Origin of the sequence: Pseudomonas sp. I2 (genome assembly GCF_040984075.1) — a bacterium.
Taxonomy (GTDB): Bacteria; Pseudomonadota; Gammaproteobacteria; order Pseudomonadales; family Pseudomonadaceae; genus Aquipseudomonas; species Aquipseudomonas guariconensis_B.
On record NZ_JBCGFQ010000056.1, the window covers coordinates 1 to 20,488 of the forward strand.

Consider the following 20,488-nt stretch of genomic DNA (forward strand, 5'->3'; position numbering starts at 1 on the left):
GTCGAAGCCGCGATCACGGGCGGTTGCTGCGGGGAGCAGCCGCATCTGGTCCATCGCCGTGCCCATGAAGCGTTCAATGATGCCGCCGAAATGGACCAGCCCTGGCGGGCGATGCTCGGGCGGCGCGATGCCGTATTCCCTGCACCCATAGAACAGGGCGCGTGACCAAAACTCAGCTGCGTTGTCGAGATAGACGCTATTGGGCGTGCCATACATCGGCCATGGGAGTGGAACGCCGACGCGCTCCAGCCACTCATCCTTGGGCGTCATCACCCGCGTCATGCACTGAGCGACGGTCGAGGCGTTTGGATATTCCCAGGTCAGCACGAACGCGAGGACGGCTCGGGTGCATTCGTCGAGCGCGATAGTGATCCAGGGACGGCCGACATGCTCACGGTCGAAAGCGCTCGCGCAGACCACGTCGACGAGCGTGTGGTCGATCTGGATACGCTCAAGTGGAAACGTCGTTTCGGGCGTCTTGCCTCGGATATGCTCGTATCGCTCACGAGCCACCTTCTTTCCGTACTTCAGGCCGACGCGCTCACGCGCCGGAACGCCGGCGAAGCGGCTTCGCAACGTGTTGTGCGAGGGCGGTATCAAGCCCCGCCGCACGCAGCGGTTTCGAATCTCGGCGAATGCGTGATGGTTCTTGGCCTCCTTGCGATGACGGCTGAACTCCAGCCGCACCTCGGTGATGACTTCCTCGACGCGGAGGTCGAGCCGCAGCCGCCCCCGCCCGCCGCTCCGCCCGCGCGGCAACAGGCAGGTCAGCGCGCCGGTATTTCGGAGGCTTTTGCGGTAGCGGTTAAATTGCCGCTTGCTGGCTCCGAACTCGGCGGCGGCAGCCTCCACGGTCGCGCTGTCGAAACGACCGCCGGCTTCCAGGCGCGCGATGATGTCGCGCCGGCGCTCGGCTTCGGCGACCTGCGCCTCATCCATCGTCGAAATGTCGAGCGGCGCCCCTGGCCCGGGTAGTGCGCGCTTCGCCTCATAGTCGCTTCTGCGATCCAACAACGGCAACCCACGTCTGAGGTCCAATCGGCTGACCGCGGTCGAGGGAGAGTTGGCCTCGCGCGACCATACGGTAGAGCACGGGCAGTAGAGCTTGAGGATTAAGACCTCGTTGTTGCGCCAGCGCGAGAATCTCGCTGATGCGGTAGCTGTCACGTTGTTGCAGGAACGCGACGCAATCCTGCTCGAATTGCACATCGAAAGGCTTGTCGAGGTGGCCTGACAACAACCGGGTGCTGGACAACCATTCGCCGCTCATCATCCGGTCGGTCACCACTCGGAAGATCGTGCCTTCTTGCCCCGCCGCCCACGTTCGCGCGGCGGCATAGGGCGCGCGCATCAGCCTGCGGGAGCGCCAAAGATCGCGATGGGTCTTCACCTCAACGACCGCCCTTCGCCAGGAGAGCCCAGCATCGGCTGCGACCTCCACCACGAAATCAGGCGTGTATCGACGAGCGGCTCCGCGCTTCACATCCTGGAAATCAATCACCAGGCGTTGGGCGTGAACGGCGGTGACGCGATGGCTCGTCCTGCAAAACATCAGGAAGTCGCGCTCGATCGACGACTCGAAGGGTACTAGCGGGCCTCGAGGTGGAACTGAGATTGAGCCGCGGACGGCGCTCAGGGGTCGAGGCGCGAGCTGCTCGTCGGTCCACCTGGACGCCACTTCAGAAACCAGGGACGTCAACTGTCGCCGATTGCGAACTGGGGACGTCTTCTGTGGGTACGGGGTCATCTTCTTTTGCCTATTTCGAGCGCCGAAGAGCCCCGGAGGGACATCATCTTTTGCGCGTTCACAGCAGCGTCGGCGTCAGGTCGAGCGTGGCATCCGCGCCGCTGCCCTGGGCGGTGAAAGCGATGATCGGAACACCCTTGCCGGTGCCGTCCTCGCTGCTGCCCTTGCCGTTGTTGGCGGTGTCGAGGGTGTGGGCGATGCTGCCGGCGACCGACTGCACCATGAACGTCTCGGTGCGGATGTCGTGCTTGGGGCCAGCGGCCATCAGGCATGCGGCCACATCGACGGGGCCGGTGCCGCCGCTGAACCCGAACGTCGTGGTGACCTTGCCGTAGGGCTGCTTCAGTCCAGCAAATCCTGCAAGTCCTGCGCATGCGCCTGCTGCTTCAGCACCCGGTCCAGCATCGCAGGCAGCTTCTTGCCACGGCGCGCTGCCCGCACAAGAATCCCCGAGCAGGCCTGCGCGCTCAAAAAGTACTTCTGCGGGATCGAGGCCATCTCCACCACTTGCCACAAGAAACACGCGCTTGCGGCGTTGGGCGACACCGAAATATTGAGCGTCGAGCTCGCGCCAGGCGATGCGGCGGCGGGGTCCAGACACACAACCAGCGTGCGCCCACCGATCCCCTGGCGGCTGGAGCGCACGGCTTTCTCCGGCCAGTGCCCCCAAGAAATGCCCGAAGGCATTGCTGCGGTCGTTGAGGACGCCGGGGACGTTTTCCCAGACGAGCGTGGCCGCCGGGCGGCCGTCTTGGTGGCGGATTTCGTCGATGGCATTTGCTAACTCCACGTAAGCGAGGGTGAGCGCACCGCGCGGATCGGCAAGGCCCTGACGGGCACCGGCGACGCTGAAGGATTGGCAAGGGGTTCCGCCGACCAGGATGTCGGGTGCCGGCACGGTGCCGGCGCGCACCTGGCGGGCGATCGCGGTCATGTCGCCCAGGTTGGGCACGCGGGGATAGCGGTGGGCGAGCACGGCGCTCGGGAACGGCTCGATCTCGGCGAACCACGCGGCTTCGAGGCCGAGGGGTTGCCAGGCGAGGCTCACGGCCTCGATGCCGCTGCACACGCTGCCGTACAGCAGTGGCGCGGCCTGGGGCGCACCGCATGGGGTGCGAGGTTGCGGGTTCATGTCGGGTCTCCTGTTCGTGTGGCCCTGGACCGTGTGGCCGGGCCGGGACGTTGATCGGCAGGAGAAAGGCGCCGAAGGCCCAGCGGCCTTCGGCTTGGGAGGACGGAACCACCCGTGGGCTGTTGCAGGCCCGGTCGTCGCTAGAACCGTCTGCTGTCAGCAATCGCACCCGGCGCATGTCGTGGTTGACGCCGGCATCTTCTGGCGCACATCCGCGCACAAAAGGAGCCCAGTTTTTCGCCGTTGGGCACGGCGTCGAATACCGCTGACCATGAAGGGTCTCCGGGTGGCTCGCGCAGCATGGCAAGCCATCGGGGGACCCTTCGCAGAGGCGGAAGAATGCAGATCAGCAGAACGCGCCGGGAAACCCCGGACATGGTTCGCGGAGAAGCTACCTTCAGGTCCCGCGGCCGGGGACGGCCGGGCGGGACGCGCACACGGACAAGAGAAGGCGTTGCGCGCTGGGCGTCCCGCAGGGCATGCGGGACATGGGCCACGCCGCCGATGGCGGGCACGGCTCTCGGGGAGCGGGGTCGGTCAGGAGCCCTTGCGGCCGCTAGTGCGCGGGCGCGAGGCACCGCGCTTGGACGTGCCGGTTTCGACCGGCAGCGTGCCTTTGCAGTCGGGGTAGCGACTGCACGACCAGAAGGGGCCGGTCTTGCCGGTGCGTTGGCGCGTTGGTGCGCCGCACTGCGGGCAAGTGGGACCCTGGGGAACCTTGATGGACAGCGAGGTGCTGCCGTACTGCACGATCAGTTGCGAAATCCATGCGGCCTGCTTGCCGATGAACACATCCAGGGTGAGCTGTCCGGCCTCGATCATGTCGAGCGCCTGCTCCCACACGGCGGTGGTTCCGGGGTCGGCAATCGCCGCGGGCACGGCGTCGATCAACGTGAATGCCGCATCCGATGCGCGAATGGAGCGTCCTTTCTTCACGAGATAGCCCCGCGTCAGCAGGCCGGTGATGATGTTGGCGCGCGTGGCTTCGGTGCCAATGCCCGTCGTGTCCTTCAACTTCTGCTTCAGGCGCGGGTCGGTCACGAAGCGCGCCACGCCTTTCATCGACTTGACCAGTTCGCCCTGGGTGTAGGGCTTCGGAGGCAGCGTCTTGAGCGCCTTGACTTCGGCCTCGGCCACTTGGCATGCCAGGTCCTCGCGCAGCGCGGGGAGTACCTGGCTGCGCGCGGTGGTTTCCCCGTCCTCGTCCGCTTGCGGCTCGGCCAGCACCAGGTGCCAACCCTGGGCGGCCACCTGCTTTCCGGTCGCCACCAGCTTCTGCTGGCCGCAGGACAGCTCGGCGATCGTGCGGTCGAACTCGTGGTGAGGGAGGAACTGCGCCAGGTAATGCGCGCGGATCAGCCGGTACACCGCCAGTTCTTTCTCGCTCATGGCGGAGAGGTTCGCGGGTTCGAGCGTCGGGATGATGCCGTGGTGCGCCGTGACCTTGCCATCGTTCCAGGCGCGAGAGCGCTGCGAGCGGTCGAGCTGGCCCATGATCGGGCGCAGCGAGGGATCGGTCTTGAGCAAGCTGTCCAGGACAGTCGGCACTTCCGCGAACATGCTTTCGGGCAGGTAGCCCGAGTCGGAGCGTGGGTACGTCGTAGCCTTGTGCGTCTCGTACAGGGCCTGGGCGATCTCCAGGGCTTCTTGCACGTCCAGCCCAAGCTGCTTGGAACAAACCTCCTGCAAGGTGCCCAGGTCGAACAGCAGTGGTGGGCCTTCGCGCACGCGCTCGGTCTCGACCGACAGCACCTGCGCGGCACCCGCAGCGCGGATCTGCTGCGCGGCCTGCTGGGCGATGGGCTGCTGCAGGCAGCGGCCGGCATCGTCGGTGCAGCCATCGGGCGGAACCCATTGCGCGCTGAAAGGCTGGCCGCTCGCGGACAGGGACACGTCGATGGCCCAGAACGGCACCGACTTGAAGGCCGTGATCTCGCGGTCGCGGTCCACGACGAGCTTCAGGGTCGGCGTCTGGACGCGGCCGACGGACAGCACGCCGTCGTAGCCGGCCTGACGCCCGAGCACCGTGAACAACCGGCTGAGGTTCATACCCACGAGCCAGTCGGCGCGCGAGCGCGCCAGCGCCGAGTAGTACATCGGCAGCGTGTCGGCCGACGGCCGCAGCTTGCCGAGCGCGGTGCGGATCGACGCATCGTTAAGCGCCGACAGCCATAACCGCTCGACGGGGCCGCGGTAGCCGCACAGGTCGATGATTTCGCGGGCGATCAACTCGCCCTCGCGGTCGGCATCGGTGGCGATGACCAGATGGGTCGCCTTCGCCAGAAGCGCCTTGACGACCTTGAATTGCGTGGCGGTCTTCGGTTTGACCTCGACCCGCCACTGCTGGGGAATGATGGGCAACTGCTCCAGTGACCAGCGTTTGAGCGCCGCGTCATAGACCTCGGGGGCTGCCGCTTCTACGAGATGGCCGATGCACCAGGTGACGGTGACGCCGGAGCCGCTGAAACAGCCTTCACCGCGCTGTGTCGCGCCGAGAATCCGGCCAATGTCTTTGCCCTGGGAGGGCTTCTCGCACAAGAACAGCCGCATGTCCGTCCATCCGATTTCCGTGGTTCATTGAGTTGCTGGAATCGAGGATGCCGAGCACCACCAGGGGCAGCAGCAAACAAGCCGCATGCGGTGGCGACCACTTTCACGGGATGGGATGGAGGGGACGGGAGTGGCGTGCGGCCGGGGATGTGCGGGCCGGGAGCCGCGTTTTTTTGGGGCGTGTGGACGCCGGTGGACGTTGATGGAGCTATCCCCTGGGGATAGCTCGCGAGGACATGGGGCGACCGACGACTGCCGCCGCCCCATGCCGGGTCACTTCCTGCGCTTCGGCTCCTTCGGCGCGGTCGGTTCCTGGGCGGCCTGGGGCTTCGGCTGCGCCTCCTGCGCTGGTTCCTGCTGCCTCGGGCTGAGGGTCACGGACTCGATGCGGAACGGCAGGATGCCAACGCTGCGCGCGTTGATCTGCCAGGTCTCGCGCGGTTGATCCTCGTTGTCCGTCCAGGGTTCGCGCTCCATCCGGCCGAGGACCAGCACGCGCATGCCCTTCTGGTAGAGGTCCTTCCAGTGCGCGGCGTCGCGGTGCCAGATTTCCACCGGCGCCCAGAAGCCGCCGCGGTCCTCGAAGCTGCCATCCTTCTTGGGAATGGGGTTGTCGAAATAGACGTTCAGGCGCAGAAGGCGGCTGGGCTCGTCGTTGCCGTTGGGGAACTCCCGGTACTCGGGGGGCGAGCCGATGTTGCCCTCGCCAGAAAAATGCGTGCTCATGTTGCAATCTCCGTGGTGGTTGAAAAACCCGCACCTGGTCGGCGACGGGCGCGTGCTGGAGTGCCCGGCGCGATCACCGATCGCGCATGGCGGGTGGCGTGGACTTGAGCCGGCGCAGGTAGGCGTCTTCCGCCTCGGCGGCCTTGCTGGCGCACTCCTGGGCCTGCCTGCCCAAGGTGTGCAACAGGCTGATCTGCATGTTCAGCGTGATGCGCTGAAGCTCGATCGCGTGCAGGTCGGCCAGGAGGTTGACCGGCGTGCTGGTACTCGCCATCAGCTCCTGCCACAGGGCCACGCCCATGGCTGACCTGTCGTGCTTACGCCAGCGCAGAAACACCGTGCCTGCGCCAGTGGTCTGCTGGGCCAGTTCGATGGGCAGCAGGTGGAAGGGATGCCCGAGGGCCTGTTGCAGCACCTGTCGCTGCGCCAAGCCAATCAACTCGTCGCGCATGGCGAAGCACTGGCTGGCCCAGGCCTCCAAGTCCCCTTTACCCTTAAAAGGCCTTAAAAGGCCTTTTTGAGAGCCTGCGTGTTCCAGCCGCATGAAGGCGGTCTGTTGCAGGGGGCGGAAGTAGCGGGTGTCGCAGTTCGGGGCGCTCATGCCTGTGCGTCCTCGCCCGTGGTGGCCTCGGGTGCCTCGGTGGTGGCGGCCTCGTCGCTGGGCGATGCGGCTGCGGCAGGACCGTCACTGCGCTGCTGCAGGCCACGGCGCACGATCGGCGGCGCGAACTTCGAGCGGCGCGTGCCTTCCAGCACGTCCTGCGGCAGTTCGCCGAATTTCTCCAGCGCCGCCCGCGCTGCGGCATTCTTCGCGGCGAAGTCGTCGCGGGTGCAGCCCGAGTAGCGGAACTGCTGGGCCAAGCTGAAAAGACTGCGCAGCGCATGCGCGCCTTCGTTGAGCCAGCGTTCGAGCGTCGAGCGATCGATCAACGCCGTGTGGTGCGCGAGGATCAGCTTGCGGGCGATGTCGTCGTAGTCGGCCAGCAGGTACACCGCGGCAAAGCCCAACTGCGCATTGACGAACAGCGGCAGCTTGACGGGCTGCACGTTGAGGTTCTCGCCCAGGGTGAGTGCCGGCGGCACGCTCGCCAGGGCCTGGTCCACCTGCTCGCGCAGCGATTGCAGCGTGGCCTTCGTCTGTTCGAGCTTGTCCTCGATGCGCAGCATCCAGAAGTCGCTGTACGGGTCGTCCTGCTCCGAGCCGCGCCGCATCTTGTTCATCTGGGCGATGTAGCCGTTCAGGCCGACGATGCCCGGTCGCCCTTCGGCGGCGGTGCGGCCGTGCCAGATGCGCGAGGCATGGTGCGTGTGCAGCGTCAGCGACATCGCGCTGCGCAAGGAGCCGAGATTCAGTTGCAAGGGTTCGTTGGTGGTTGCCATGGCGTCCGCTCGTTGTTGGAAAAGAGCGGACAGCTTCGGCAGGTGGCGGAAGGCAGTCAGTCAACAAACCGAAACCCGCCCGTCCCCGGTTCAGGGGGCGGCGGGTGCATGCGTCGCGAGCTATCCCCTGGGGATAGCGCCATGGAGCGCCAAGAAACGCTGCATGCCTGGATCAGCATGGACAGGGCCGATCCCGCGGCAGGCGATCGAGGCCCAGCGTGCAGCGGTTCGACGTCGTAGCTGTCAGTGGAACTATCCCCTGGGGATAGCTCTACTGGAAGCCACGGGCATCCACTTCACCGCCTCGCAGGCCCGCTCACTTGCCGGCGAGCAGGTTGCGCAGCCGCTCGATGTGCTGCCTGGCGACTTCTGGCGGCACCGGCTTGCCCTGCGGCTGGGATGGTGGCGGTGCTGGTGGTGGCCGCTCATTGGGTGGAGCGTGTGCCGATGGCGCGTCTTTCTTGGCCCAGGCGTTGAACTCGCCATGGATGGCCCGCTGGATGATGCCGAACAGATACCCCGCAGGATTGCGGATGCCGTGGCTGCTGCATCGTGCGGCCCATTCGTCCAGCACGGCCTGCCTCAGCGCGGCATCGACCTGCTGCAATGCCACCCGCGCACCTGTCTGCTGCTCTGCCTTCAGTTCCGCGAAGCGTTTGGGCCATTGCAGGTCGCCCAGCGCGCGCGCCTGCGCCTGCGCGGTAGTACGTACTTCATTCATACGACTACTACGTACTGTACGGGCCTGCTTCGGATTCCGAAGAGAGGCGTCTGGCGCGGGTTTCGACCCTGCTTCGGATTCCGAAGTGGGGTCATCGGGATTCCGAAGAAGGCTCGTCGGCCCTTCTTCGGATTCGTGCGTGGCGTCCTCCTGTGGATAACTTTTGTGCGCTCCGACGCTCTGGCTGGCGAAGCGTTCGGCCAGGACTTGCAGCCTCGACGGCAGGGTGCGCCCGGCCAGCATCGGGTCTTCGCCGATTTCCTTGAGGGTGTGCAGGCCCACGATCTGCACGGCTTTGGCCGAATGGCCGAGCGCCTGGCTGACCAGTTGCAGGTAGTCCGGGTCGAGCTGCATCGCTTCAAAGGGGGTCAGCGGCTCGTCGTGCAGGACATAGAGGTTGCCGAGGATGCGACCGGTCTTGGCGTCGCGCCGTCGCCGCACCAGGCTCAGCCATCGGGTCAGCCTCAGCAGCGTCAGGGCTCGCGCCACGGTTTCGTGCGAGGCCTGCCCGGCGCAGGGCATCGAGGCCAGCCAGGGCCGCAACTGCTCATAGGTGGGGAATGCGGTCACGCCGTCGTCGTTGAGCATCAGCCGGAACACCTGCCAGGCGTTGCGCTCCAGCGGCGTCAGGCGGCGATCGAGGAACAGCCGCCGCGGTACGGTCTCATGCCGGTTGCCGCTGAAGAGGAACGCATCGCCGGATGCGGCCGGTGTCGCAGGTGACGGCGCAGGTATGGTTGTGGGCGGGCTGGGCCTGGGCGCAAGGTCTTTCAGCGCCGCGTCGAACAGGTCAGCGAGTGCGACGGGGCCATGGCGTGGTGCGGTGTCGTCCACGGCCATGGCTCAACCCAATCCCTGATCGACCCACGACTTGATCGCGGCCCAGACCACCGACAGCGGCAAATCCATGCCTTCGGCGAGGTCCATGGCCGCGTCGAGAATCGAGGTCTCGTCCTCCAGGTCCACATTCCTGCTGCTGGTGATGGCTTTCCAGCGCCGCCACAGTTCGACGTCCTGCTTCTCGTCCAGGACAGGGTGACGCCCCTTGCGCTTGGGCAGGCCCAGCACCTCACGGCGCAGGGCGACTTCCTGATGGGTCAGGCCATAGAAGCGGCTGACCATCTCCGTGCTGGCCCCCAGTCGCAACATGCGATCGACGGTCGCGATTTCCTTCTCCACGTCCTGCGCCTGCGAGAGCAGACGCCGGAGCACCTCACGGTTCACGGACACGGAACACCACGAGACATTGGCGTTGGCCAGCACGCTCACCATGGCGGGATGCTTGAGCGCATCCAGCTCGGCCTCGCTGAAGCCCATCGCCTTGCAGCGGCGCAGTTGGCCGTTGCGCAGGTCGTAGAGCGCCTGGGCGATGACGGCCTGATTGAGCGGGTGCGGGGCGGACATGCTGGTCTCCTTCCTTCATGCTCCAGGGCCTGCGGCACCGGATTCCAGGTCCAGCAGGCGCCGGGCCAGGCGCAGCAATCGGAACAGCTTGACCAGCGCGGTGTCGCTCAAGCGGCGTGTCGCATCGCCTTGGCCGTGCAGCAGCGCCGGCAGATCGGAGGCAAGCTGCCCGCCGTCCAGATCGGCATCGGTGAAGCTCTGGCCTGCCAGGCTCGCCAGCAATGCCAGCACGGCGCGGCCCTGCGGTGATGGGGGCTGCGCGCTGGCATGGCATGCGAAGCCAACACCGTCCGCGCGTTCCTCGATGCACTGATCAAGGCCTGCCTCGCCCGCGATCTCGCGGGCGAACTGCGCGATGTGGATGCGCAGGCGATCAGGCGTGTCCAGGCCCGCGTCGATGTGCCAGACGTCGGAAATCGGGTAGAGACCGCCTGCCTGGACGGGAATGGACTGCAAGACATTGGCCGAGAAGTCGGGCAGCGCATCCCCCAGCTCGTCGGCGACCATCCGCTGAATGGATTGCAGCCGCTCCGTCGTCGGTGCAGGCGAAACGATGTGCCCCTGCAGCAGATCACCAGGAGCCGCCACAGGGCTTCCTGCGGGCGAGCCGTCCGCCCCCGAGCCGGCCTCGCGGTCGCGCGACCCAGGCGTGACCGCCGGCGTCGGGGCTGATGGGGTTGATGCGGCGGGCGGGTGTGCCATGGTGCCAGGCTCAGGCAGCGCGGGCGGCGCCGATGGCGGGGTCGGATCGCTGACCAGGGCGCGATGGCGGCTTTCGGATTCGGTGAGGTCGAGCGCCAGCACGTCGTAGTCGATGCCGAGCAGCTCGGACATCTGGCCGATCAGCTCGTCCTGCACGCGCTGGGGGGCGAACTCGTCGGCCTGCGTGTCGAACTGCGACAGCACCTCCTGAAAGAAGTCGTCGAAGTCCTGTACCAGCATGCGGCCCTTGGCGTAGCGCTCCCACGCGAGCATGCAGGCCTTGCGCATGACCGACAGGCGCTCGACCTGGTGGCGGCCGAGCCCACCATAGAGCACGGTCGGGATCGCCGGCAGCAGGTAGCGCACCGCGTCGTTCATCCGGCTGATGTGCGACTGCTGGACCGGGAAGCCATCGGCGGCGAGGCGGCGGGCCAGCTCGGACTGGCTCAGCGCGGCGCCGCTTTCCTGCTCGTAGAACTCGCGCGCCTTCTCGACGCCGAGGGCGCGCTCGATGAACGTCAGGCCCCCGCGCAGTTCGTTTTCGGCCAGGTGGCCGGTCAGCATCACGACTTCGCCGCGGCTGGGCCACGGACGGAACAGGCACGATATGCGGAAGAACCGCTCGTCCTTGGTCTCCGACCACAGTTCGCGCAGGATCGCCAGGCGCGTGTTGCCGCCGTTGCGGATGATGTAGTGGTCCTCGCCCGGGCGCCGGGTGATGGCCGGTGCCGCGTCCAGGCCGCGCTCACGGATGGACGCCTTGATGTCCTCGTAGGCCGGGTTGCGCTTCTTCCTGGGATCGTGGTCGTAGGGGCGCAACTGGTCCAGGGTCACGACCATGGGCGTGTCGGCGATCGGGTCGCTCAAGGCCGAGGTGGACGGGCCGCTGCGCTCGAATCCGGCCGCGAGCAGCTTGCCGGCCATCTGCTGGGAGGTCATCTCAGCCATGGCGGCCTCCCTGCGCTGGGGACCCGGCCTCGCGCTCGGCGCGGCGGATCTGCGCGCGGGCGTTGAGGGCAGCCCGGTGGTCACTGGCCGTCGAACTGGTGTAGATCGCGGCGCAGCCTGCCTTGGTGAATTTGAGGTGGCCGCCCGGCGTGCGCTTGACGTGCCAGCCTTCACCGACAGCGAACTCGATCAGGGCGCGCAGCCGTTTGTGGCCTCGGGCTAGTTCATGTGCGTTCGCCATGGGACCTCCCGGTATCAAGAGGGAATGGCGGGCGGCCGGACACCGTGGCAAATCGGTGCTGCCATTGCGGGAACAGTTCGCCAGCGAGGCCGCGCATGGTGTCGAGCGCGGCGGGGGCGACTCTGCCCGGTGGCTGGCGGTACTCGACCCGATGCACCGGCAGGCCGCGCGTCGCGGCGCGCGGATAGGCTTCGATCGCCGGCACGTCGGTGGCCAGCACGCGGATGCCGGTGTGGTCCTGGAACAAATCACGCAGGGCTTGCTGGATCAGCCGGGCGTTCGCCGACACCGGGTGGACCCGGTTGATGAGTAGATGCAGCGGCGGCGGCTCAATGCCCAAGTGCCGGTACGGCGCGATATCTTCCAGCAACTGCATGGTGCCGCGCCGCAGTTCGCGGGCGGCGAGGATCTCCGGGGTCACGGGTGACAACGCGAGATCGGAGGCGAGCACCGCCATCTCCAGCGTCACCGAGCGTGCGCCCTGGGTGTCGATCAGCACCAGGTCGTAGAGGGGAGTCAGTGCCGGCAGCAGGTGCCGTAGTCGCAGGCGTCCGTCCGGCGCGTGCAGCAGCAAGGTGTTCAGCTCGCCCCGGTGGTCGTTGGAGAGCACCAGGTCAAGGCCTGTGATGATCGTGCGGGACACGAGCTGGCCGAGGTCGCGCTCGTTGAAGGCCAGCAATTCATAGATGCCGCCGGGCGCGCGGTGGGCCAGCTCGTAGTACGAGGACAAGGTGGGCTGCACGTCGAGGTCGAGCAGCAGCACGCGCAGCCCCGCATCGGCAGCGAGTCCGCCCAGGTTGGCGGCCGTGGTCGTTTTACCGACGCCCCCTTTGGTTGAGACAATGGATACAACCTGCATGGCGTTCTCCGTGTGAGGATGGGAAGTCCGCGGGAGAACGGGTCAGGCCCGGTTGTTGACGCGCTCGGCGATCCACTGATCGATTTCGATGGAATCCCAGCCGACGGCGCGCACGCCCAGGCGCAACGCTTTGGGAAACTTGCCGGCGCGCATCAGGTTGTAGAGGTGGGCGCGCTTGAAGCCGGACTTCGCTTCGACTTCTTCCAGGCGCAGGATGCGGCGCTCGTTGGGCGGCAGTACAGGTGCTTGCGACATGGCGGTCACTCCTGAACGCTCAGTGGCGTTTGTTGGCGTGACACCTATTCAAATGTCGGCTTCTGTCCCAGACCACCGTAAATGCGGTTTCCGCGACCGCAGATACGGGCTTGCAAATATCAGGAGACGGCGGACCGTAGCTTGCGGCGGGCCTGCGCAAACTTGGCTTGTAGCGTGCGATCGGTAATGCCCATGAGTTCGCCGTGATGCGCGATCATCGCGGTAGCGATGGCTTCCTGGCTGTTGAAGCTGGAGTACGGTGTGCCCGACGGGGATTGACCGAGCATCAGTTCCAGCATCGTGCCGATGATGTGCAGGTAGGTGGCCTCGGCACGGTCGCTGATCGGGCACTGGGCGCATGCAGGAATCACCGTGGACTGCTTGAGTAGCGCGTCGTGCTTGTCTTGCAGTTCGCGCAGTTGATGCTTGCACTGCTCCAGGGCGGATTTGAGGGCCAAGCGCTCGACTAGCATGGCTTGGCCAGTCTCCAACGAGATGAAGGGATGGGCGATGCGCTCGCTGCGGGAGAAGAGAAAGCCGGGCCGCTGCTCGGGATAGTGCTCGTGCATCCAGCGCTTCAGATCGACGTGGCGCACCGTCAGATCAGGGGCGTCGATCAGTGCGGTATCGCGTGTCGTGATGCCGTTCTGCCCGAAGGGCAGTTCTCCATTGAGGATGCCGTCGTAGATGCGGTCGGTGTACAGCCTCAGTTCGCCCCAGCGCGGGCAGTCCAGCGACAGTGGCAGGTCTCTCGGCGACGAAATCGAGGCCAGGATGACTTGCTCGAACCGCAGCAGCCCGGCCCAGCGTATGGAGGCTTCGATCGGGCGGTAGAACACCTTTGATGTTGGTGCATTGTTGTTCATGCTCCCATCTCCTTCCAGGAGAACTACATGGCCGACTCCTTTGGCGCCAGCCGGAAGGTTGGCGTGTTGTCTGTGCATGAAGCGGGCCCCGAGGTCCGCTTCGTCATGGGGCCTGAGTACTTCTCACCGGCTTGTGTTGCAGGTAGCCGTCGTGTGCTCGATGTGCAAGAATTCAGTGAGTCGCAAGATGGTCGAGCCTCCGCTGGCAGACTCGAAAGTGACGCGCACAGTAGCAGCGTCATAAGTAGCGGCGATCTTCGCAAAACCGTTTGGGTATGGCCTGATATGCCAGCGGTTTCACGAGGCGCGAAGGGCTCGTAATCGCTGCCCGGCGTCCACAAGGACGCGGTGAACGCCCAGCCTGTCATGCTTGCCCAGCATCCTGATATAGCGACAAAGAATCGCGCGCTGACGCGCCACGGCTAGGGTGCGCGTTCTTCCTGCATGATTTGCGCGGCCGAGCTACGCAATGCGCGGTGCATACGGCTCGTATGCTGGCATCCGAACTGAGCCAGCACCGAGAGGGGCGGCCTGGACGTCATCGCGGTAGAGGTGCGGGCACCGAGAGCAGGGGCGCAGGCGGGCCAGTTCGAGACCGTCGCTGACGACGTTGTGACGAGTGTGGGTCCGGTGTGCAGAGTGCGGGTCTATGGACGCCAGTGGAACTCTTTGGACGATCTTGTTGGCGGAGGCGAAAAACTAGGCTATAATCTAGGTCTTCGCTGGCTACCTCGGCGAAGAAAGTGTTCGGGAAACAACGACTTACGCGCCTAGTAAATGTCTCGTTTCCCGCTCCAGTTTCCACGGCATGGCCTTCGGCGGTGCTGGAAAAAGAAATCCAGGATGCTTCGAAAGGAAATCCTGGTGCGCTGAAAAGCGTTGTGTGTCCCCTTCGTCTAGTGGCCTAGGACACCGCCCTTTCACGGCGGTAACAGGGGTTCGAGTCCCCTAGGGGACGCCATTTGCGGGAATAGCTCAGTTGGTAGAGCACGACCTTGCCAAGGTCGGGGTCGCGAGTTCGAGTCTCGTTTCCCGCTCCAGTTTCGATACTGTGGCGTCTATGCGGTGCAGTGATGGTGAAGGTCTTCAAGGCGCTTCACGTCGATTGGCGGTAAAGCTTCACAATGCGGGAATAGCTCAGTTGGTAGAGCACGACCTTGCCAAGGTCGGGGTCGCGAGTTCGAGTCTCGTTTCCCGCTCCAAATATCGATTTGCAGGGTTCCAAGGGAGTCTGTAGATCAACGAAAAAAGACGCTTCGGCGTCTTTTTTCGTTTGTGCGGCGCCGCATCACATGGGCTGGCCATTGCGCCATGGGCAAGGGTGCGTCAGACGCTCGAGCCTCCGTGACCCGCTTGCGCTGCGGCCCGATGAAGCTGTTTACCCACCCAGATGACGATGGCCGCTTTCTCGTAGAGCTCTGCTGCCGACACGCTGGCGTCGGGGCGCAGGAGCGCCAGGCTGCTCCTGGCCGTGCCGTCGTGCAGCGGCTGCACCCAGCCATGCGTCAAGCCCATCGCTTGCGCCCTGGCCCACATGTCAGGGGTGGCGGCGAAGATTTCTGGGGTCCAGAACAACGGGAGCTCCGAACCTTGCTGGTGGGGGGCGCTAAGCTCGAGTGCGGCGTGAATCAATGCAGGGGCTCCCGCCGGCAGGTTACCTGACTCGACGTGATGCCCAGGGCTGCAGAAGGAAAAGTCATGGAACCGAAATCCCAGTTCGTTGGTGATATCCGGCAGGGCGTCGAGCATTGCAGGTAGATCGCTCAAGCGTTGCCAGTGTTCAATGGTCCTGCATTTCATTGCACCTCCTTGTAGGTTGACGCCTGACCTGTGTCGGTCGTGGCGGTCCGACTACCTTTCTTTCTGGAATCGTTGAGGCGGCGCTAGCCGGGGCTGATAGGTCAACCACTGTAGCGCTGAATCCGTGTCCAGGAAAATAAACAGGATGTTTAATCAGGTGGCTGATGAAATCTAACCTGCCAATGGAGCATGGTGGTTTTTGTACTTGGCGTCTGGAGGTCGAGCTGAGCCTTGCCGGAGCCGAGGCCGCCCCCGTCACTCGTAACTCACAGTAAAGCTCAACGCGCCCTCCGCCAGCCCTGGTGTGACCTTCGAGGCGCTCTGGTAGTAGCGGGCCTGGAAATCCAGGCGTGTCACGCCTATCTCCACGGGTTTCACATTTACCTTGGTACCTAGCGGCATCGGTGTGCCATCGCTGCGTAATAGTTGGATTTCGATGCCCGTGGCGTCCGAGCTTCCCGTCAGGCTGAACCGCCCTTCAGCCGGTACGGTTGGGGTCGAGCCTTTCACGCCATCGAGCTCGATATGAACTCGGGCGGGCTGAGGGTTAGGCGCGCTGGCATCCTGGCAATCGCTCAGTGTGATATGGAAGGGCACCGCAGGTGTTGTCGTACCAACACCTTTGAAATCATCGAGCTTGTAGTCGCCCAAGAGTACCGGGTCTCCCGTGCAGCGCCTGGCCGTCGACTCGATGGCAACGCTGCCGCCTCCGTTGGGCAAGCCGGTCATCGACGGGCACGAGGAGGGCGACCCGTTGGACCCGGCGCAATTTCGCAATGGCCTGGTCGTGCGGGTGCCCATCTACGACGAGATGGCTGTTTCCGACCGCATTGTCCTGCGCTGGCGCAGCCCTGCCCGGGATTACCTGCAGACCCTGCGCGTCGACCCCAGCACGGTCGCGTCGCAATCGATTGCGTTCCAGGTGGATTTCGCGGTCTTGGCCGAGAGCCAGGGGGCCACTGTGGAGGTGAGCTATCTGTTCGGTCGAGAAGGGGCTGGGCTGCGCTCCGAAGCGTTGCGGCTCGAGGTAGTGATGGCACGCCAGCTGGAGGCGTTGTTGGTCAACCGTGCCACCGCTGATGCGACACCCAACTGGGGCACCCTGGCAGCTGACGATACCCTGAGCGGCGTTTACGTCGATGTACCGCCCGGGGTCGTGCAGCCAGGCGAAGCACTGCACGTGCATTGGTGGGGGATTTCGCCGCTCGGCCAATACATCGCCGAGGAGCCGGCGAGCCCCGACAACCCGTTGCGATTCCATATTCCGCCTGAATACGTACCGGCGAACATGGGCAGAGGGGAGAAGGACGAGTCGCGTCGTTTCCCCGTGTTCTACCGGCTGGTCAGTGCCAAGGGGCACGTGGATTCCGAGCATTTCTTCCTGCGGATAAAACCGGTGCCTGCCCAGTACCATCCGCAGGTCACCTGTGAGCAGGCCGGGCCTGTCAGCTTGTCGCTGGCAGCTGTACCGGCAGCGGGTGCTGACTTGTCATTGGGCACCTGGTCGTTCATCGCCGAAGGGCAATTGCTCACCTTGTCGATTGGCAGGGGCCCGGGCCCCGACTCATGGGAGGAGGCCATCCGTGATGCCCTGCCGGTGACCGCGCAGGAGGTGAAGGCGGGGGTGAAGGCCAAACTGGCGAAAAGCCTGCTCGAACAAGTGCCCCTCGGTGAAACCTTCACCCTGTACGCCAGGGCCAGTTTCGATGGTGGCGACTTTTTCACCGAGTTCAAAAGCAACACCGTCAAAGGCACAGGCAGCGTCGATGCCGCTACGGGAATCTACACCCCTGGGGAGGACGAGGGCGACTACGTGATTATCGCCGGCGCAGTTAAAAACAGTCCGCTCATTTCGATCTGGAATTACACGGTGCTGCCTATGCCTTATACCGACGCCGAGGCGGCATGTACCGCGCAGATGCGTCAGTTGGTACGTAGCCGGAGGTTTTGACCATGGCCTATTCATTGCCAGACTTGCTCGATGCGCTCAAGAAGGGTGACGCCATGCACGGTTGGGGCGCGATACTTGCCTTGGGCCGCGATCCGGTCAATGAAGCGCTGCAGACGCGGTATGTCGAGGCGTTTGGCCTCGAGGGCATGGCGACCCCGATCAGCGGCAGCTATTACATCGACGAGTCGCGTACCGAGCAGGTGACCTTCGACAATGTGGTCCTGGGCCCTGCGCAACTGTCATTCAAGGGGGCGGTGGGGACGAGCACCAGGCTCAAAGTGACGATGGAGCTGATTGCAGGCAGTTGTCTGTATACGTCCATGTTGGCGGGCAACGTCCAGCGATTCAGGAAAAAGGACGTGCTCTATCTGGGCATGGGCTATCGCTTCGAGGTAATTGGCGAACTGAAGGTGGTGCCCGACACCTACCTCAGGCGTAGAGGATCGCGCGGGCAATCTGAGCGCGCTGGCTCGTTCGTTGGAGATGGGGGTGAACGCTCAGCCAATACCACGCGACCTGGGCTGGGTGGAAATTCCCCAGGCAACCGGCGCAGGGCCAGACCTTACGTTGTCGATGAATGCATTCGTCGAGCCTTTATTGGTAGAAATCCCTGAGACAGCCCGGTTGTTTCCGGACGAGACGGTGACGGTGACATGGGGCGAGCCGGGCGATTATGGTTATTTCTCCACAGCCGAGCCGCAGCCTGGAACCGAGCGGCATTTTCTCATCCCGGTGAAAAACCTCCTGGCCTACAGTCGGCAAACGGTGGTTGTCGGCTACCACGTGTTTGATGGGGTGGATACCTTCCCTTCTGCTGCGCGTAGTCTTGCTGTAAGCCCACTGTCGGAGCACTTGCCCCAAGTGCAGTTGCAAGGGGCCGATGGTAATGGTTTCAGTCTCGGGTCGGCGCCAGCGCTGGTACCTGTCAGGTTGGGGACCTGGTCATGGATGGCCGTTGGCCAGCAGGTCAGGATCACCATCACTGGCGTCCTGCAAAGTGGTGGTGATGCACCGCCTTACCCTGTGCTCGAAGCGCATGTCGTCACACCGGGCGAGGTCAGCCAGGGTATCGGGATGAACGATAATGTGACAGTTCCCAAGACGTATCTGGCGCAACTGCGCCGTAACCACACCTTCACGCTGCATGTGGGGGTGAGTTTCGACGCGGGCAAGACATGGGTCGACTTCCCCACCTATAGCCCGATGCTGAAGGCATGAGACGTATCAGGATCGGCTCACGGGGCTGATCACTTTGGGAGTGATACCACCATAGTCATTGACGGTGGTGAACTCGACCTTCAGTCCATCCTGGACCGACAACGTATGGAGTGGATAGGTTTGACGGCTCAAGGGGAGCGCCATGTGCCTGGATTCGATTTTCTCGCTCGCTTGGGGGCCGGTGACGGTGAGTTGGTTGAAGGTGAAGTGAAAAGGAGAGGGGTTGTCCACCACCAGATGCGCCTTGCCCTCTATCGACTGCACTGACCAGGCCAGCTCCGCCAGCCGATCTTGCGGGCGACCTTTGAGCTGGCTTGGGCGGTAGAAGACCTTGATACGGGTGCGCATGGCGATGGTCAAGGCGTTGCCTGGTTCGGCATCCGACTGGGGAATCTCCTGCAAATTGAAGAAAAACAATGACTCGCGATCTTGCGGCAGGTCATTGGGCAGACGGTTGATCTGCACGGTCTGCTCGCTGCCCGGATCGATACGGAACAAGGCTGGCGACGCGATCAACGGGACTGCGGTGGCGTTGTCGTCGGTGCTGGTGTTGACCCAGGCTTGCGCGGCATAAGTGCGCTGACTGGGGTTGGCGACGATCAAGGACGTACTGTGCTTGTCGCTGGGCTGGATAAGGCGGGTTGCGCTGATGGTCAGGGCTGCATGGGCGTCGAGCGGCGAGAGCAGGCCCAGGCCCAGGCCCAGGCAGGCTGCCACCGCTACTGGCAACTGGCAACCGCGCAGGATCTTGCGAAACATGGAAGAATCTCGTGGTGGGCGGGTAACGGAATGCTCCAGGCTGGTTCGAGACTGCCTGGAGCAACGTATTACTTGATGTCGACCAGGAAGGTCACATCAGCGGCAGCATAACCTGGGGTGACGGTTGCGTTGGTAGCCTGGTACATGGCGTAGAACAGCATGTCAGTGGGCTTGGTATCGTCGAGCGCGTAGCCTGCCGACTCCGCATCGGGCGCCAGGTTGGTCCTGCTCTTGTCTTGAATGGCCAGTGCCAGCCCCTCGGCACCGCCTGGTCGCAGTGCATAGAGATCGGTGCCGCTGGGGCCGTGGAGGGGCGAGAAGGTCACGTAACCTTGCTCACCTGGGTTGATGGTGCAACCGGCTCCCGGTGTGACACGCAGGGCGAATGGAATATGCGGGGTTCGCTTGCCAACGGTGTCGAAATAACTGGGGTGAAAGTTACCAATCACCACGCGGGGGAGAATGGTGCCGCCGCTGCCGGGCTCGACGATTTCGATGGGGCAGGTGCCCCCCGGTGTGACCGTGCCGTGAAAATTGATGTTGCCCGTATTGGCCACTGCGGCGCTGCTTGCTAAGCCCAAGGCGAGGGCTGCCAAAGTCTTTTTCATATCCATAGATCCTGAAGGTGAAAAACGATGCTCAAACATGGACGCGCATGTTCGGCTCGCAGGATAGGTGGGATGGCTCTACAAAAATGTAAGGCTCTTCACCCGAGGGGCGTGGAAATATGGACGGTTACTCTGCAGCCCGTTAAGGCTCAGGCGCTCGAGCGTGACGCACGGGGGCACCTCAGTGCCGGCCGTCACCGTCTGGCAGGCTGAGCCGTTGCTTTTGCTGGTGCCAGTCGAACGCTTCGCCTTTCTGCTCTGCCTCGTACCGGAGTTCTTCCAGTCGCTGATACAGGTCCAGTTCTTCGTCAGGCATGAAATGCAGGCAATCCCCGCCGAAGAACCACAGCAGGTCACGGGGGACCAGATGGGCAATCTGCGGGTAGCGCTGGATCACCTGGCAGATCAGGTCCTGGCCGAGGTACTGGCTTTCGAGCGGGTCCTTGGGAAGCACGGCAAGCAGTTCATCGAAGCGCTCCAGGAACAGCGTGTGGCTTTCTTCAGGCACCTGCTCGGCGTCGCCGAGTGCTACCAGGATGGTGCGCAGATGATGCAGCAACTGCAGGTGGTAGGCTTGGTAGTCGGTCGCCATGAAAAAGTCCTCGAGGAAATTGAGTGGGA

At 64.2% G+C, this 20,488-nt stretch carries 20 protein-coding genes, 3 tRNA genes and 2 pseudogenes; 6 read left to right on the forward strand and 19 right to left on the reverse strand.

The window, feature by feature from the left end; translation table 11 throughout:
* The 14 genes and pseudogenes from WCE05_RS22220 to WCE05_RS22285 all read right to left on the reverse strand — a co-directional run.
* A pseudogene (locus WCE05_RS22220) lies at positions 1 to 939 on the reverse strand (DDE-type integrase/transposase/recombinase); the annotation flags it as partial.
* A gap of 49 nt (positions 940 to 988) precedes the next feature.
* Complete coding sequence (locus tag WCE05_RS22225; protein ID WP_021264047.1) at positions 989 to 1,552, reverse strand: TnsA endonuclease N-terminal domain-containing protein; 564 nt, start codon at positions 1,550 to 1,552, stop codon at positions 989 to 991.
* 259 nt (positions 1,553 to 1,811) lie between these two features.
* Positions 1,812 to 2,879 (reverse strand): annotated as a pseudogene (locus WCE05_RS22230) (DNA cytosine methyltransferase); the annotation flags it as partial.
* A 537-nt stretch (positions 2,880 to 3,416) separates the two neighbouring features.
* Positions 3,417 to 5,429: a DNA topoisomerase III gene (locus WCE05_RS22235; RefSeq protein ID WP_021264249.1), complete on the reverse strand. Its 2,013-nt coding sequence runs from the start codon at positions 5,427 to 5,429 to the stop codon at positions 3,417 to 3,419.
* A gap of 273 nt (positions 5,430 to 5,702) precedes the next feature.
* Entirely contained in the window at positions 5,703 to 6,155 is a 453-nt protein-coding gene (locus tag WCE05_RS22240) for a single-stranded DNA-binding protein (RefSeq protein WP_021264250.1), read from the reverse strand.
* 73 nt (positions 6,156 to 6,228) lie between these two features.
* The gene (locus tag WCE05_RS22245; RefSeq protein WP_021264251.1) at positions 6,229 to 6,756 is read right to left on the reverse strand and encodes a DUF3158 family protein; all 528 of its coding nucleotides are present in this window, start codon (positions 6,754 to 6,756) and stop codon (positions 6,229 to 6,231) included.
* Positions 6,753 to 7,535 carry a PFL_4669 family integrating conjugative element protein gene (locus WCE05_RS22250; RefSeq protein ID WP_021264252.1) on the reverse strand — a complete coding sequence of 261 codons (783 nt, stop codon included), beginning with the start codon at positions 7,533 to 7,535 and terminating at the stop codon, positions 6,753 to 6,755. Before WCE05_RS22250 ends, WCE05_RS22245 begins: the two co-directional genes overlap by 4 nt.
* 316 nt (positions 7,536 to 7,851) lie before the next feature.
* Complete coding sequence (locus tag WCE05_RS22255; RefSeq protein ID WP_022580260.1) at positions 7,852 to 9,096, reverse strand: STY4528 family pathogenicity island replication protein; 1,245 nt, start codon at positions 9,094 to 9,096, stop codon at positions 7,852 to 7,854.
* A gap of 3 nt (positions 9,097 to 9,099) precedes the next feature.
* Positions 9,100 to 9,660, reverse strand: a complete 561-nt coding sequence (locus WCE05_RS22260; protein WP_021205172.1) for a DUF2857 domain-containing protein — start codon at positions 9,658 to 9,660, stop codon at positions 9,100 to 9,102.
* Positions 9,661 to 9,675: 15 nt separating this feature from the next.
* Positions 9,676 to 11,310 (reverse strand): ParB family protein, encoded by a 1,635-nt coding sequence (locus WCE05_RS22265; protein WP_368816573.1) that lies wholly within the window; start codon positions 11,308 to 11,310, stop codon positions 9,676 to 9,678.
* A complete protein-coding gene (locus WCE05_RS22270; protein ID WP_021264254.1) occupies positions 11,303 to 11,551 on the reverse strand; it encodes a hypothetical protein in 249 nt (82 codons plus the stop codon). The genes WCE05_RS22265 and WCE05_RS22270 overlap by 8 nt, the downstream gene beginning before the upstream one ends.
* A complete protein-coding gene (locus tag WCE05_RS22275) occupies positions 11,535 to 12,410 on the reverse strand; it encodes a ParA family protein (RefSeq protein ID WP_021264255.1) in 876 nt (291 codons plus the stop codon). Before WCE05_RS22275 ends, WCE05_RS22270 begins: the two co-directional genes overlap by 17 nt.
* A 42-nt stretch (positions 12,411 to 12,452) precedes the next feature.
* Positions 12,453 to 12,665 carry an AlpA family transcriptional regulator gene (locus WCE05_RS22280; RefSeq protein WP_021264256.1) on the reverse strand — a complete coding sequence of 71 codons (213 nt, stop codon included), beginning with the start codon at positions 12,663 to 12,665 and terminating at the stop codon, positions 12,453 to 12,455.
* 119 nt (positions 12,666 to 12,784) lie between these two features.
* Entirely contained in the window at positions 12,785 to 13,531 is a 747-nt protein-coding gene (locus tag WCE05_RS22285) for a hypothetical protein (protein WP_021264257.1), read from the reverse strand.
* A gap of 885 nt (positions 13,532 to 14,416) precedes the next feature.
* Here WCE05_RS22285 and WCE05_RS22290 point away from each other — a divergent pair.
* The 3 genes from WCE05_RS22290 to WCE05_RS22300 all read left to right on the forward strand — a co-directional run bounded on the left by WCE05_RS22290 (position 14,417) and on the right by WCE05_RS22300 (position 14,733).
* Positions 14,417 to 14,492 (forward strand) — tRNA-Glu (locus WCE05_RS22290).
* Positions 14,493 to 14,495: 3 nt separating this feature from the next.
* Positions 14,496 to 14,571, forward strand: a tRNA-Gly gene (locus WCE05_RS22295).
* Between the two features lie 86 nt (positions 14,572 to 14,657).
* Positions 14,658 to 14,733 (forward strand) — tRNA-Gly (locus WCE05_RS22300).
* Positions 14,734 to 14,857: 124 nt separating this feature from the next.
* Here WCE05_RS22300 and WCE05_RS22305 read toward each other — a convergent pair.
* Together WCE05_RS22305 and WCE05_RS22310 are read right to left on the reverse strand one after the other, a co-directional pair.
* On the reverse strand, positions 14,858 to 15,331 hold the full coding sequence (locus WCE05_RS22305; RefSeq protein WP_253080450.1) for an autoinducer binding domain-containing protein: 474 nt from the start codon (positions 15,329 to 15,331) through the stop codon (positions 14,858 to 14,860).
* 255 nt (positions 15,332 to 15,586) lie between these two features.
* On the reverse strand, positions 15,587 to 16,060 hold the full coding sequence (locus tag WCE05_RS22310) for a fimbrial protein (RefSeq protein WP_368816574.1): 474 nt from the start codon (positions 16,058 to 16,060) through the stop codon (positions 15,587 to 15,589).
* On the opposite strand from WCE05_RS22310, the gene WCE05_RS22315 reads away from it, so the two are divergent.
* From WCE05_RS22315 to WCE05_RS22325, 3 genes are read left to right on the forward strand one after another with little or no spacing between them, the layout of a single operon-like run.
* The gene (locus WCE05_RS22315; RefSeq protein WP_368816586.1) at positions 15,999 to 17,282 is read left to right on the forward strand and encodes a hypothetical protein; all 1,284 of its coding nucleotides are present in this window, start codon (positions 15,999 to 16,001) and stop codon (positions 17,280 to 17,282) included. The two genes, WCE05_RS22310 and WCE05_RS22315, sit on opposite strands and share 62 nt — an antisense overlap.
* A gap of 2 nt (positions 17,283 to 17,284) precedes the next feature.
* The gene (locus WCE05_RS22320; RefSeq protein WP_368816575.1) at positions 17,285 to 17,896 is read left to right on the forward strand and encodes a hypothetical protein; all 612 of its coding nucleotides are present in this window, start codon (positions 17,285 to 17,287) and stop codon (positions 17,894 to 17,896) included.
* Positions 17,856 to 18,500 carry a hypothetical protein gene (locus WCE05_RS22325; protein WP_368816576.1) on the forward strand — a complete coding sequence of 215 codons (645 nt, stop codon included), beginning with the start codon at positions 17,856 to 17,858 and terminating at the stop codon, positions 18,498 to 18,500. The genes WCE05_RS22320 and WCE05_RS22325 overlap by 41 nt, the downstream gene beginning before the upstream one ends.
* Positions 18,501 to 18,506: 6 nt before the next feature.
* Here WCE05_RS22325 and WCE05_RS22330 read toward each other — a convergent pair whose 3' ends face one another.
* The 3 genes from WCE05_RS22330 to WCE05_RS22340 all read right to left on the reverse strand — a co-directional run bounded on the left by WCE05_RS22330 (position 18,507) and on the right by WCE05_RS22340 (position 20,459).
* Positions 18,507 to 19,259, reverse strand: a complete 753-nt coding sequence (locus tag WCE05_RS22330; protein WP_368816577.1) for a molecular chaperone — start codon at positions 19,257 to 19,259, stop codon at positions 18,507 to 18,509.
* 68 nt (positions 19,260 to 19,327) lie between these two features.
* Complete coding sequence (locus WCE05_RS22335; protein ID WP_368816578.1) at positions 19,328 to 19,867, reverse strand: fimbrial protein; 540 nt, start codon at positions 19,865 to 19,867, stop codon at positions 19,328 to 19,330.
* A gap of 181 nt (positions 19,868 to 20,048) precedes the next feature.
* A complete protein-coding gene (locus WCE05_RS22340) occupies positions 20,049 to 20,459 on the reverse strand; it encodes a PA2817 family protein (protein WP_225787074.1) in 411 nt (136 codons plus the stop codon).
* Positions 20,460 to 20,488 lie beyond the last annotated feature (29 nt).